15 protein-coding genes are annotated in these 12362 nt (G+C 65.6%); 3 read left to right on the forward strand and 12 right to left on the reverse strand.

Features of this window, described 5'->3' with window-relative positions:
* Positions 1-47: 47 nt before the first annotated feature.
* The 4 genes from WN72_RS30935 to WN72_RS30950 are packed head-to-tail and all read right to left on the reverse strand — an operon-like array spanning position 48 to position 3740.
* Entirely contained in the window at positions 48-1211 is a 1164-nt protein-coding gene (locus WN72_RS30935) for an ABC transporter permease (RefSeq protein ID WP_092213547.1), read from the reverse strand.
* On the reverse strand, positions 1208-2140 hold the full coding sequence (locus WN72_RS30940) for an ABC transporter ATP-binding protein (protein WP_027560173.1): 933 nt from the start codon (positions 2138-2140) through the stop codon (positions 1208-1210). Before WN72_RS30940 ends, WN72_RS30935 begins: the two co-directional genes overlap by 4 nt.
* Entirely contained in the window at positions 2137-3054 is a 918-nt protein-coding gene (locus WN72_RS30945) for an HlyD family secretion protein (protein ID WP_244553677.1), read from the reverse strand. The genes WN72_RS30940 and WN72_RS30945 overlap by 4 nt, the downstream gene beginning before the upstream one ends.
* Positions 3051-3740: a TetR/AcrR family transcriptional regulator gene (locus WN72_RS30950; protein WP_092213545.1), complete on the reverse strand. Its 690-nt coding sequence runs from the start codon at positions 3738-3740 to the stop codon at positions 3051-3053. The genes WN72_RS30945 and WN72_RS30950 overlap by 4 nt, the downstream gene beginning before the upstream one ends.
* 108 nt (positions 3741-3848) lie before the next feature.
* On the opposite strand from WN72_RS30950, the gene WN72_RS30955 reads away from it, so the two are divergent.
* From WN72_RS30955 to WN72_RS30965, 3 genes are read left to right on the forward strand one after another with little or no spacing between them, the layout of a single operon-like run.
* Positions 3849-4184 (forward strand): ArsR/SmtB family transcription factor, encoded by a 336-nt coding sequence (locus WN72_RS30955; protein ID WP_027560176.1) that lies wholly within the window; start codon positions 3849-3851, stop codon positions 4182-4184.
* Positions 4181-4642, forward strand: coding sequence for an SRPBCC family protein (locus tag WN72_RS30960; protein WP_092213543.1), 462 nt, complete (start codon positions 4181-4183; stop codon positions 4640-4642). The genes WN72_RS30955 and WN72_RS30960 overlap by 4 nt, the downstream gene beginning before the upstream one ends.
* Before the next feature lie 15 nt (positions 4643-4657).
* Positions 4658-5071: a GFA family protein gene (locus WN72_RS30965; RefSeq protein WP_092213542.1), complete on the forward strand. Its 414-nt coding sequence runs from the start codon at positions 4658-4660 to the stop codon at positions 5069-5071.
* Positions 5072-5138: 67 nt separating this feature from the next.
* Here the strand turns inward: WN72_RS30965 and adhP are convergent, their stop codons facing one another.
* From adhP to WN72_RS31005, 8 genes are all read right to left on the reverse strand, one after another.
* Positions 5139-6164 carry an alcohol dehydrogenase AdhP gene (gene adhP, locus WN72_RS30970; protein WP_027560179.1) on the reverse strand — a complete coding sequence of 342 codons (1026 nt, stop codon included), beginning with the start codon at positions 6162-6164 and terminating at the stop codon, positions 5139-5141.
* 141 nt (positions 6165-6305) lie between these two features.
* Positions 6306-6716, reverse strand: a complete 411-nt coding sequence (locus WN72_RS30975) for a DUF2000 family protein (protein WP_167380662.1) — start codon at positions 6714-6716, stop codon at positions 6306-6308.
* Between the two features lie 119 nt (positions 6717-6835).
* Positions 6836-7225, reverse strand: a complete 390-nt coding sequence (locus WN72_RS30980; protein WP_027560181.1) for a DUF4189 domain-containing protein — start codon at positions 7223-7225, stop codon at positions 6836-6838.
* Between the two features lie 226 nt (positions 7226-7451).
* Complete coding sequence (locus tag WN72_RS30985) at positions 7452-9056, reverse strand: NTP transferase domain-containing protein (protein ID WP_092213537.1); 1605 nt, start codon at positions 9054-9056, stop codon at positions 7452-7454.
* Positions 9053-9754, reverse strand: a complete 702-nt coding sequence (locus WN72_RS30990) for an XdhC family protein (RefSeq protein ID WP_027560183.1) — start codon at positions 9752-9754, stop codon at positions 9053-9055. Before WN72_RS30990 ends, WN72_RS30985 begins: the two co-directional genes overlap by 4 nt.
* A 2-nt stretch (positions 9755-9756) precedes the next feature.
* Positions 9757-10080, reverse strand: coding sequence for an XdhC family protein (locus tag WN72_RS30995; RefSeq protein ID WP_008564652.1), 324 nt, complete (start codon positions 10078-10080; stop codon positions 9757-9759).
* A gap of 10 nt (positions 10081-10090) precedes the next feature.
* A complete protein-coding gene (locus WN72_RS31000; RefSeq protein ID WP_092213535.1) occupies positions 10091-11293 on the reverse strand; it encodes a vWA domain-containing protein in 1203 nt (400 codons plus the stop codon).
* A 142-nt stretch (positions 11294-11435) separates the two neighbouring features.
* The gene (locus WN72_RS31005) at positions 11436-12359 is read right to left on the reverse strand and encodes an AAA family ATPase (protein WP_027560185.1); all 924 of its coding nucleotides are present in this window, start codon (positions 12357-12359) and stop codon (positions 11436-11438) included.
* Positions 12360-12362: the final 3 nt, after the last annotated feature.

A 12362-nucleotide genomic window follows, 5' to 3' on the forward strand; every position in this document is an offset into this window, starting at 1 on the left:
CAATGCTTTCGCTTCGCCCCGGAATGACTCTCAAGGGGCAGTTTGCCTCAATCCAGCGTGCGGCGGAAGCGCGTCACGGCGATGACCATGGCAAGCAGCATCAAGGCCGCCAGCGCCAGGGCGTCGAACCGCAGATTCTGCATGGTCGCGCCCTTCAGCATGATTGCGCGGACGATGCGCAAATAATGCGTCAGCGGCAGGCCTTCGCCGAGATATTGCGCCCAGGCCGGCATGCCTGCGAACGGGAACATGAAGCCGGACAGCAGAATGCTCGGCAGGAAGAACATCATCGACATCTGCATGGCCTGAAGCTGATTCTGCACCACGGTTGAGATGGTGTAGCCGATCGCGAGATTGGTGGTGATAAACAGTGTCGAGAGCAGCGCCAGCAGAAACAGATTGCCGAGCACGGGCACGCCGAACAGGAACACGCCGATGCCGATGATGAGGAAAGCCTGGACGAAGCCGACCAGCACGTAAGGGATGATCTTGCCGAACATCACCTCGACCGGCTTGATCGGCATCGACAGCAGGCTCTCCATGGTGCCGCGCTCGACCTCGCGCGTGACCGACAGCGCGGTGAAGATCAGCATGGTCATGGTGAGGATGGTGCCGACCAGGCCCGGCACGATGTTGAGGCTGGAGGCCGCCGCCGGATTGTAGCGGGCATGCGCCCGGATCTCGAACGGCATCTCCGGGGGATCGCCGATATAGAGATCGTGCGCGAGCGCGGTCTGCACCACCATGCCGAGCGAGCCGAGCGCGGAGCTCGCGGCCACCGGGTCGGTCGCGTCGGCCGCGACCAGCAGCGCCGGCTTGTCGCCGCGCCGCACCGCCCGCTCGAAGCCGCGCGGGATCTCGACGCCGAACAGCACCTTGCCGGATTTCAGCAGATTGTCGAAATCGTCGACGTCGTGCACCTCGTAGATGAAGCGGAAATAGGCGGTGTTCTCCAGCGCCTTCAGGATCGAGCGGGCAAGATCGGAATCCTCCTGAAGCAGCACGGCACTGGGCAGGTGGTGCGGCGTGGTGTTGATGGCATAGCCGAACAGCAGAAGCTGCATCACCGGCAGCATCACGATCATCGCGAACGAGACGCGGTCGCGCCTCAGCTGAATGAACTCCTTGATCAGCATCGCATAGGAGCGCTTCCAGAAGCCGAAGCGTTCGCGGATTTCGTGCCGTGGTGTGGCTTGATCGACAGCGCTCATTGGAAATTGTCCTTGGAGCGGCTCATCAGCTCGATGAAGACGTCTTCGAGCGAGGGCGAGGATTTGTGCCAGTGCAGGCCGCTCTTTTCGCGCCAGGGCGCGATGCTGGCCTCTAACGCGGTAACGTCGCGCCCCGAGACGTGCAGCGAGGTTCCGAACGGGGCCACCATGTCGATCCCGGGCTTGCCGGTGAGCTCGGCCGTGAGGCCGTTCAGGTCTTCGCCCGTGACGGTGTAGGTCGAGAGCGCGGATCCCGCGATCACCTCCTCGACCGTGCCATGGGTCAGCAAATGGCCATAGGCGATATAAGCGATCTCGTGGCAGCGCTCGGCTTCATCCATGTAGTGGGTCGAGACCAGCACGGTCAGCCCTTCAGCCGCGAGCGCGTGGATCTCGTTCCAGAAATCGCGCCGCGCCTTGGGATCGACGCCGGCGGTCGGCTCGTCCAGCAGCAGCAGCTTTGGATTGGGCAGCGTGCAGGCGCCCAGCGCCAGCCGCTGTTTCCATCCGCCAGAGAGCTCGCCTGCGAGCTGCTCCTCGCGGCCCGAGAGCCCGAGCCGCTTGATCATGTCGCGCGCGGCGCCGCGCGCATCGGTGAGGCCATAGAGCCGCGCGACGAATTCGAGGTTCTCGCGCACCGAAAGGTCCTGATACAGGCTGAAGCGCTGGGTCATGTAGCCGACCTGGCGCTTGATCTTCTCGGCGTCCTTCAGGATGTCGTAGCCGAGGCAGGTGCCCTCGCCGCTGTCGGGCGTCAACAGGCCGCAGAGGATGCGGATGGTCGTGGTCTTGCCCGACCCGTTCGGCCCGAGGAAGCCGTAGATCGAGCCGCGCTTCACCTGCATCGACAGATCGTGCACGACCTCGCGCCCGCCGAACGATTTGGTCAGGCCCTTGACGTCGATCGCGATGTCGTTGCGGCCATTCATCGCTTGTCCGCCACCGGCGTCTTGGGGTTGAGATAGACGTTGATCGGCTGGCCGACGCGCAGGGCGTCGGGGCGCGAGGGCCGCGCCTGGATCAGGTAGACCAGCTTGTTGCGCTCCTCGAGGCTGTAGATGACGGGCGGGGTGTACTCCGCCGAGGTCGCGATGAAATAGATCTTGGCGGTGAGGTCGGCGGCGCAATTGTCGCAGGCGATCCGCACCGTGTCGCCGATCGTAAGCTTCGGCAGCTCGGTCTCCGGCACGAAGAAGCGCAGCTTCATGTTGCCGGGCGGCATGATCGACAGCACCGGCCGCTGTGCCGCCACCATCTCGCCCTCACGGAAATAGATCTGCTGGATGGTGCCGGCGACCGGCGCAAAGCCCTTGCGCCGCGCCATCCGCGTCTCCGACGTCGCCACCCGCGCTTCGGCAACGCGCAAGGCCGACACCGCGGAGTCGAGATTGGCCTGCGTGCCCGATCCGGTCTTGCTCAGCGAGGCCGCGCGGTCATAGGTCTGCTGGGCGTTCGCCAGCGTCGCCTTGTTCTGGTTGAGGTCGGCGAACTGGAGGTCGTCGTCGACCGAATAGAGGTGATCGCCGACCTTGACCTCGTCGCCCTCGCGCACGTTCAGTTTCGTCACCCGGCCCGCTTCATCCGGGCTGACGAAGATCATGTCGGCCTCGACCCAGCCCTGGAAGCCGGGATCGCGCTTCTCCTGGCAGCCGGCGAGGCCGGTTGCGAGCACGAGGGCCGCGATCGAACAGAAGCGCGGCAGATACTGCTGTCGATCCCTCACCCTGAGGAGCTGCGAAGCAGCGTCTCGAAGGGCGAGGAGCCACAGCCGGGCCTTCATCCTTCGAGACGCGCGTTCCGCGCTCCTCAGGATGAGGTGAGAGATGGTTCGCGACGACCTCATGTCGTCCTCCGTTCGCCAAAAATCAAATCGAGATGGACGCGCAGCATGTCCTGCGCATCGAGCGGCGCGTGCCGCGCAAACAGGCTCTGCCAGATCACCGCGATCATCGCGGGCGCGACCAGGATCTGCGGATAGCGCGCGAGGTCCTTCTCCTGGATCTCGCCACGGGCGATGCCGAGCTCGATCAGGGTGCGCATCGTGGCGATGCCGCGCGAGACGACCTCGCGGTAGTAGAAGTCGGCGACGGAGGGAAAGCGCGGCCCCTCCGCCACGATCAGGCGCACCAGATCGCCGCGCCTGGTGCCGATCACTTCCTTCAGGAAATTGCGGGCGAAGGCCTCGACGAGATCGCGCACCGAGCCCGCTGGCGGCGGCAACTCCGTCAACCGCGCCACCACGGGCACGATGACGATCCGCACCAGCTCCTCGAACATCGATTCCTTGTCCTTGAAGTGCAGGTAGATCGTGCCCTTGGCGACACCGGCGCGCTTGGCGATGTCGTCGAGCCGCGTCGCCGCGAAGCCACGCGCGATGAACTCCTCCATCGCGGCCTCCACGATCGCCGCACGCCGCTCCGCTGCGCGTGTGGCACGGTTCGAGGCAGGTCCCTCCTCGCTAGCTGCGGGGACGTTCGCGCTGGTGCGAGCTGCGGGGGACATGGCGGCTTTGGTCGACTTCTTTGGCATCCTCAATTTATGACTGACTAGTCAGTCATAGTCAAGCCAGGAACGCAACGCAATTCGGCCAACGAATTAGTGTTGACTAATTCATTAGCATTCGCTAATTGAACTCGCATGATTGAGCCCGCCCCAAATCCCGTCACCACCGTGATGCGCGCCCTCGCCGATCCGACCCGCCGCGCGGTGTTCGAGCGTGTGTTCGAGAGCAAGGAGATCAGCGTCGCTGAGCTGACCCGTGGCAGCGGCGTCACGCAGGGGGCGATCTCGCAGCACCTGAAATCGTTGAAACAGGCCGGCCTCGTCGCCGAGCGCGCCGAAGGCCGCAACGTCTATTACCGCGCCGCGCCGCAAGGCCTCGCGCCGCTGGTCACCTGGATGGACCATTACGGCGTGTTCTGGCGCGAGCGCTTCCAGAACCTGCGTGACCTCTTGAAGGAGATCGACCCGTGAGTGCAGCCGCGTTGCAAGCCGAGACAAAAGACATCGTCATCGACGAGGTGCTCCCTCATGCGCCGGAGACGGTCTGGAAGGTGCTGACCAGCGCGCAGCTGATCGCGCGCTGGCTGATGCAGCCGACCGGCTTCGAAGCGGTCGAAGGCAAGGCCTTTACGTTCCAGACCACACCGGGCGGCAATTGGGACGGCGTCATTCATTGCCGCGTTCTCGAAGTCGTGGCTTTCAGGCGCCTCGTCTACGCCTGGAAGGGCGGCGATGCGCGCAACACCGGCTACGGCGCGCCGCTCGACACCGTCGTGACCTGGTCCCTCACCCCGGTCGAGGCCGGCACGCGGATCCGGCTCGTTCATGCCGGCTTCGTCCTGCCGAGGAACGAGTCGGCCTACACGGTCATGAGCGGCGGCTGGAAGAAGGTCGTCAAACAGCTCGATGAGATCAGCGGCGAAGAGTGAGCGGGAGATTTTTCGATGACAAAGCTCTTTACCGGCGGCTGCGCCTGCGGCGCCATCCGCTATTCGATTCTTGGCGAGCCGCTGTTCAGCAATCACTGCCAGTGCCGGGACTGCCAGCGGGAAAGCGGCAGCGGACACGGCTCGTACGCGACCTTCGCGCGCGCCGGCGTCACACTGACCGGCGAGGCGAAGCACTGGGACATGGTCGGCGACAGCGGCAATGTGAAGACGCGCGGCTTCTGTCCGCAGTGCGGCCTGCCGGTCTATATGACCTTCGCCGCCATGCCCGAGATCTTCACCATCCGTGCCGCCAGCCTCGACGAGCCCGCCCGCTACAAGCCGCAAGCCGTGACTTACGCCGCGCGCGCCCACGATTGGGATCGCCTCGACCCCAACTTGCCGACATTCGCAGGCATGCCGCCGGGCTGAGGCGCCAGATTCCCGTTTCGACGCGTTTTCTTTATGCGAACCGGTATCCAATTCGCTCGAAAACGCTTCAAGCAAAATCCAGCACCATGCGGCCGTCGATCTTGCCGGCCTTCATCCGATCGAAAACGTCGTTGATTTGCGCAAGCGGCACCTTCGCCACCTCGGCCTTGACCTTGCCGTCGGCGGCGAAGGCGATGGCTTCGTCGAGATCGCGCCTCGTGCCGACGATGGAGCCGCGCACGGTGATGCGCTTGAGCACGACGTCGAAGATCGGCGTCGGGAATTCACCCGGCGGCAGGCCGACCAGGCTCACGGTGCCCTTGCGGCGCACCATCTTCAGGGCCTGCGCGAACGCGGCGGTCGAGACCGCGGTCACCAGCACACCGTGGGCCCCTCCGCCGGTTGCCGTCAGCACCTTGTCCACGGCATCGGCTTCAAGCGCGTTGACCGCGAGATCGGCGCCGGTCTCGCGTGCGAGCGCAAGCTTGTCCTCGGCAATATCGATGGCGGCGATCTTGAACCCCATCGCCTTGGCGTACTGGACCGCGACATGACCAAGCCCGCCGACGCCTGAGATCGCGACCCACTCGCCGGGCCGCGCGTCGGTCTCCTTCAGTCCCTTGTAGGTGGTGACGCCGGCGCAGAGGATCGGCGCGATGGCGGCGAAGTCGATCGTCGCCGGCAGCTTGGCGGCGAAGGCGGCCGAGGCGATGACGTATTCGGCGAAGCCGCCATTCACGCTGTAGCCGGTGTTGTGCTGGTGCTCGCACAGCGTCTCCCAGCCGGTCTGGCAATATTCGCAAGCCATGCACGCATCGTGCAGCCAGGCGACGCCGACGGCATCGCCGACCTTGAGATTTTTCACGCCGGGCCCGAGCGCGGCCACGATGCCGGCGGCCTCATGGCCGGGAATGAAGGGCGGCGCCGGCTTCACCGGCCAGTCGCCGGCGGCGGCGTGCAAGTCGGTGTGGCAGACGCCGCACGCTTTCACCTTGACCAAGACCTCGCCGGGGCCGGGCTGCGGCACCGGCACGTCCTCGATCACCAGCGGCTTGCCGAATTGTTTGACGATGGCGGCTTTCATGGTCGGCATGGGTCTGCTCCGTTGCAAGGATTGGAGCAGACTAGCGATGCCGCGCGGCGTGCCCTTGATTGGAGTCAAACGGCGCAAATTTATGCGCCGCGGGCAGCATGATGACAGGGACGTGATGGCGCAGGCTAAGTGGACACCGCGTCAGCTATGGAACTTCAATCCATCGACGATCTTGTCGATCACCTTGCGCTCGGCGCGCATCGCGATCCCGACGAGGTTGAGATCGGTGCGCGCCACGGCCCTCACCGCCTCCCGATTGGCGGCATCGTGCGTGGTCTTGAACATATCCTCGGTATAGACCGCCGGCTTCACGTTGCGCGTCAGCGCGCGGTCGAGCGCCCGCGACAGCGCGGGGCCGTCGGCGGCGTAGATCAGAATCGGCTGGCCGATCAGCGACTGATATTTTGTACCAGAGGCGTCCTCGTAGGGCTCACCGATGCATTCGGGAAATGCAGCGGCGATGCCGCTGGTGAGAAAGGACGCGACGTTGAGCTTCTGCCAGGCCTGAAGATCGGTGCGGATCACGACGGCGATCTTGGTGTCGAATTGCATGCATGTCTCCACAAAATGTCATTCCGGGATGCGCCGTCAGGCGCAGACCCGGAATCTGGAGATTGTTGCACGAGATTCCGGGTTCGCGCTACGCGCGCCCCGGAATGACAGCGAGAGGATTACCCCTTGGCGTCGCAGGCCCAGGCGCGGATCACGCATTCCTTGCCGCCATATTTGTAGCATTCGCGCGTGGCGGCATTGAGCGAGGCGGAGATCTTCGGCTTGACGGCGTAGCCATAAGCGCCGCAGGGGTTGGCGAGATCGACCGACATCGCGGCGCAGGCGCGCTTCATCGTGACCGTCGTGCATTCACCCTTGCACTGCTTCTGCGCCGCGGCGCGCGCCTCGTGCTCGGCGCCGTAATCATAGGCCTGGCCATAGGCGCCACACTTGCCGACCGCAATGGCGCCGGCCGCGTGCGCATCCGTAATGTGGCGCGCCCCAGCGACACACACCGACAGCGCAAAGAAAAACATCGCGCAACGGCGCGCGACGGCATTCGAAGTCATGGAAAGCCCCTCCCCCCAAGGCAGGTGGAGGGGACTCTAAGCGGCGGTCGTTTCCACTTGGTGAACGAGTGGTTGAAATCCGCCACTTTGGAGGTGCCGTAGGGTAGGCAAAGGCGCGAAGCGCCGTGCCCACCATCCACATCGTCATTCAAGATCGGTGGGCACGCTTCCGCCGTCGCTCCTCGAGCTATGGCGGACAAGTCGCTTTGCCCACCCTACGGCAGCGTCATCCGCGGCGTGCGGCTTCCAGGGCCTGCGGCGTGTCGATGTCGAGGAAGGCGCTCTCGCCATCGACAGGCACTTCGGCGACCGCCTCGGTGTGCTTGGCGATCAGATGCCGCGCGCCGACATCGCCGTCGAGCGTCATCAATTCCTTGAAGAAACGGCGCGACCACAGCACGGGATTGCCGCGGCGGCCTTCGCTGACGGGCACGACGATCAGGTTGCCGCGGTCGGGCGCAAAGCCGTCGATCAGGCGGTCGATCAGGCTGGCGTCGATCAGCGGCATGTCGCCGAGACAGACGATCGCGCCGTCGCAGGTGTCGGGCACGGCCGCGATGCCGGCCTTGACCGAGCTTGCGATGCCGCCGGCGAAATCCGGGTTCTTGACGAAGCGCACCTTCAGGCCCGCGAGCGCCTGCTCGACCAGCTCGGTCTGATGGCCGGTGACGACGATCACCTCGGATGCCTTGGACGCCAGCGCCTGCTCGGTGGCGGTCCGCACCAGCTTCTTGCCGTCGAGTTCGGCGAGCAGCTTGTTCGGCCCGCCCATACGGGTCGAGCGGCCCGCCGCGAGCACGATGGCCGCGACCTGGCTGTTGCCCTCGGTCTCCGGCTTTGCGCGCGGCTGCGGCCGCGTCACGATCTCCATCAGGAGGCCGCCGACGCCCATGCCCATCAGCTCGGAGCGCGTCACCTTGATGCCGGCAAGCAGTCGCATCAGCACCCAGTCAAAACCGTTCTCGACCGGCGAGCGGGCGCAGCCCGGCGCGCCCAGCACCGGCACGCCGCCTGCCCGCGCGATCAGCAGCAAATTGCCGGGATCGACCGGCATGCCGAAATGCTCGATTTCGCCGCCGATGCCGGTCACGGCCGCCGGAATGACGTCGCGACGATCGGCGATCGCGGACGCGCCGAACACGATGACGAGCTCGGCCCCTAATCCAAGCAATTCCTTGATCGCCGCCGACAGCGCGTGTTCGTCGTGCTGGACCCGCCGCTCGGCGATGATGCTGGCGCCGGCCGGCGCGAGGCGCTCGGCGGTGACGCGCAGGGTCTTGTCGACGACCTTCGACGACAGGCCCGGCAGCAGCGTCGAGACCACGCCGACGCGCTTGATGACGTACGGCGCGACCTTCAGCACGTCCTTGCCGGCCGCCTTCACCGCGGCATCGCGCAAGGTCCCCTCGACACCGAACGGGATGATCTTGACGGTGCCGACCATCTCGCCCTCGACCACGGGCTTGTAGGCGGTGAGCGTCGCGAAGGTGATGGCCTCGTCGATATTGTTGATGCGGTCGACCGCGGCGCGGTCGATCACCAGCACGCCGGGCTGGGCGGCGAACAGATTAGCGCGGCCGGTGAAGGCGCGCTCGACATGGATGCCCTCGCCGCCGACCGCAAGCGCGATGCTGGCGGCCGCGACGTCCTCGGAGACGTCGCCCGCCTCCATCCGCACCACGACGATGTCCTTGATGCCGGCGCGCGTGAGCGACTCGACCTCGGCAGGCCCGATCGTCGTGCCCTTCTTCAGCACCAGCGGTCCCTGGCGCAGGGTGTGGACGGTCACCCCGCCGATCGCATCCTTGGGGCTCGCCGGTCCGAACTTCATGCCGCTTCTTCTTTTTCTTTGGGTGGCAGGCGGAGCACCGCCGTGATCTCGGCCATGATCGCTACCGCGATCTCGGACGGCGAGACCGCGCCGATCGCAAGACCAATGGGCGCGTGGATGCGCGCGATGTCGCTGTCCTTGGCGCCCTGCGCCCGCAGCCGGTCGCCGCGCTTGGCGTGCGTCTTCCGTGAGCCGAGCGCGCCGATATAGAAGCAGTTGCGCTCGAAGGCGTGCAGCAACGCGGGATCGTCGATCTTGGGATCGTGCGTCACCGCGACGAAGGCGGTGTAGGCATCGACATTGAGCGGCGGCAGCGCCGTGTCCGGCCATTCGGCGACGAGCGGAATGTCCGGGAAACGCTCGGGGCTGGCGAAGGCGGTACGGGGATCAACGACCGTGACGTCGTAACCGAGCGAGCGCGCCAGCGGCGCCAGCGCCTGGCTGATATGGACCGCACCGATGATCACGAGCTTTGCGGTCGGCGCGTAGACATTCAGGAACAGCTTCTTGCCGCCGGCCTCGACATTGGCGCTCTTGCCCATGCGAAGCTGCTTGTCCAGCTCAGCGCGCAGCGGGTCTTTTGCGAAGTCCGCAGCCTTCACCAGGCGCTGCTCGCCGCTCTCTGTGTCCGTCACCAGAATGACGGGCCGGCGCGCGGCGCGCTCGGCATTGAGTTCGTGCAGGATCGCGAGCTTCACGGCTAGCCGACCTTCTCGACAAAGACGCGGATGGTGCCGCCGCAGGACAGACCGACATTCCAGGCGGTCTCGTCGGCAACGCCGAATTCCAGCATCTTGGGCTTGCCGCTCTCGATCACGTCCATGGCCTCGGTCACCACGGCGCCCTCGACGCAGCCGCCGGAGACTGAGCCCAGGAACGTGCCCTCGTCGTTGATGACGAGGCTCGAGCCCGCCGGGCGCGGGGCCGAGCCCCAGGTCTCCACCACGGTCGCCAGCGCGACGCCACGGCCGGCCTTCTGCCAGTCCTCCGCCGCCTTCAGGATATCCTCGTCGCGATCGAGCATGGGTGGCCTCTCAAGCTGCGGAGCGGATCAGGCTGCGGTGATGCGGCGGCAGCGGCTGGGAGAGCGTGGTGATCAGCTCCTGGATCGAACTCAAATTATGTACCGGGCGGAATTCGTCAACGTGCGGGAGCATCATTTTGATGCCCTGGGCCTTGGCTTCGAAGCCCCCGAAGCGCAACAGGGGGTTCAGCCAGATCAGCCGCCGGCAGGAGCGGTGCAGCCGGTCCATCTCGAAGGCGAGCCTGGAATCGGCCTCGCGCTCCAGCCCGTCGGAGATCAGCAGCACGATGGCGCCCTGGCTCAGCACCCGCCGCGCCCACAATTTGTTGAAGTTGTGCAGCGAGGCCGAGATCCTCGTGCCGCCGGCCCAGTCCTCGACCGAGGCCGAGCAGCTCGCCAGCGCCTCGTCCGGATCGCGCTGGCGCAGCGCCCGTGTGACATTGGTGAGACGGGTGCCGAACAGAAACACCGACACGCGCTTGCGCGCGTCAGTGATGGCGTGGAGGAAGTGCAGGAACAGGCGAGTGTACTCGCTCATCGAGCCCGAGATATCGAGCAGCGCGACGATCGGCGCCGGCTTCTCGATCCGCCCGAGGCGATGGATGTCGATGATGTCGCCGCCGGTGCGTAAGGACGCGCGCAGCGTGCGGCGCAGGTCGAGGCGCAGCCCACGCGGATCGCGCTGGTGCCGGCGCGTCAGGAGCTCGGCCTGCGGCAGGTGCATCCGCTCGACCGCGCGCAGCGCCTCGCTGATCTCCGCCGCGCTCATCTGCGCAAAATCCTTCTTCTGAAGGATCTCCTTGTCGGAGACCGACAGGCGCAAATCCTGCTCCTGGTGCTGCGGCGTCTCGGTCATGCGCGGCTGCGACATCGCCTCCTGCACGCGGCGGGCGCCGGCCTGCGGCTTCTTCTTGGCCTGCTCGGGCAGCGGTACCGAATCCAGCATGTGCTTCCATTCCTCGGAGGCACGGAAGAACAGGTTGAAGGCCTGCCTGAAGATCTGCGCATGCTCGTGGCGCTTGACGAAGATCGCCTCCAGCGTGGTGAAGACGTCGGACCGGTTGCCGATGTCGATCACCTGCAGCGCGCTCATGGCATCGATGACGGCGCCCGGCCCGACCGGCATTCCGGCCGCACGCAGCGCGCGGGCGAAGCCGACGATGTTGTCGGCGAACTGCTCGGTTTGCTCCGGAGCAAGGTGGTTGATGGCCATGGTTTCGTATCCATCCCCTCGTCATTCCGGGGCGCGCTTTCTTAGGCGCGAGCCCGGAATCCATACTCCCGATCGCGGTTATGGATTCCGGGCTCGCGACTTCGTCGCGCCCCGGAATGACGGGAGCAGTTATGGCGCGAGATCAATTCTCGCTCGTCGCGTCCTTCAGCACCTTCTGCAAGGCATCGCCCTGCATCCGTGTGATGTCGTCCTGGTACTTGAGCAGCGCGCCCAGCGTGTCGCCGACCACTTGCGGGGTCAGCGAGCGGGCATCGAGCTCCGACAAAGCGGTGGCCCAGTCGATGGTCTCGGCGACACCAGGCGACTTGTAGAAATCCTGGTTGCGCAGGGCCTGCACGAAGCGCACGACCTGCTGCGAGAGTTTTGCCGAGATGCCGGGTACGCGCGTCTTGACGATCGCGAGCTCGCGCTCGGCGGCGGGATAATCGACCCAGTGGTAGAGGCAGCGCCGCTTCAGCGCGTCGTGGATCTCGCGGGTGCGATTGGAGGTGATGATGACGATTGGCGGATGCGGCGCCTTCACGGTGCCGAATTCGGGGATGGTCACCTGGAAGTCACTGAGGATCTCGAGCAGGTAGGCCTCGAACGCCTCGTCGGCGCGGTCGAGCTCGTCGATCAAGAGCACCGGCGGACCGGCCACATCAGGCTCCAGCGCCTGGAGCAGCGGCCGCTTGATCATGTAGCGGTCGGCGAAGATGTCGCTCGAGAGCTGATCGCGATCGGTATCGCCGGCGGCTTCCGCCATCCGGATCGCGATCATCTGCGCGGCGCTGTTCCACTCATAGACCGCGGAGGAAACGTCGAGGCCCTCGTAGCACTGCAGACGGATCAGCTTCCGCCCCAGCGCCGCCGAGAGCACCTTTGCGATCTCGGTCTTGCCGACGCCGGCCTCGCCTTCGAGGAACAGCGGCCGGCCCATGCGCAGCGACAGGTAGGTCACCGTCGCCAGCGACCGCTCGGCGAGATAGCCGCGCGAGGTCAAGAGTTCGAGCATCGCATCGACCGATGCCGGCAAAGCACCGGAAGAATTGGCCGCTGAATTCATGAA

This window comes from Bradyrhizobium arachidis, from assembly GCF_015291705.1.
GTDB lineage: Bacteria > Pseudomonadota > Alphaproteobacteria > Rhizobiales > Xanthobacteraceae > Bradyrhizobium > Bradyrhizobium arachidis.

Bases quoted from the DNA above. Each gene is read 5' to 3' on its own strand.
- WN72_RS30945 (WP_244553677.1), bottom strand. From the start codon at position 3,054: ATGAGGTCGTCGCGAACCATCTCTCACCTCATCCTGAGGAGCGCGGAA.
- WN72_RS30985 (WP_092213537.1), bottom strand. From the start codon at position 9,056: ATGAAGTTCGGACCGGCGAGCCCCAAGGATGCGATCGGCGGGGTGACC.
- WN72_RS30940 (WP_027560173.1), bottom strand. From the start codon at position 2,140: ATGAATGGCCGCAACGACATCGCGATCGACGTCAAGGGCCTGACCAAA.
- WN72_RS30980 (WP_027560181.1), bottom strand. From the start codon at position 7,225: ATGACTTCGAATGCCGTCGCGCGCCGTTGCGCGATGTTTTTCTTTGCG.
- WN72_RS31005 (WP_027560185.1), bottom strand. From the start codon at position 12,359: ATGAATTCAGCGGCCAATTCTTCCGGTGCTTTGCCGGCATCGGTCGAT.
- WN72_RS30935 (WP_092213547.1), bottom strand. From the start codon at position 1,211: ATGAGCGCTGTCGATCAAGCCACACCACGGCACGAAATCCGCGAACGC.
- WN72_RS31000 (WP_092213535.1), bottom strand. From the start codon at position 11,293: ATGGCCATCAACCACCTTGCTCCGGAGCAAACCGAGCAGTTCGCCGAC.
- WN72_RS30995 (WP_008564652.1), bottom strand. From the start codon at position 10,080: ATGCTCGATCGCGACGAGGATATCCTGAAGGCGGCGGAGGACTGGCAG.
- WN72_RS30950 (WP_092213545.1), bottom strand. From the start codon at position 3,740: ATGCCAAAGAAGTCGACCAAAGCCGCCATGTCCCCCGCAGCTCGCACC.
- adhP (WP_027560179.1), bottom strand. From the start codon at position 6,164: ATGCCGACCATGAAAGCCGCCATCGTCAAACAATTCGGCAAGCCGCTG.
- WN72_RS30975 (WP_167380662.1), bottom strand. From the start codon at position 6,716: ATGCAATTCGACACCAAGATCGCCGTCGTGATCCGCACCGATCTTCAG.
- WN72_RS30965 (WP_092213542.1), top strand. From the start codon at position 4,658: ATGACAAAGCTCTTTACCGGCGGCTGCGCCTGCGGCGCCATCCGCTAT.
- WN72_RS30955 (WP_027560176.1), top strand. From the start codon at position 3,849: ATGATTGAGCCCGCCCCAAATCCCGTCACCACCGTGATGCGCGCCCTC.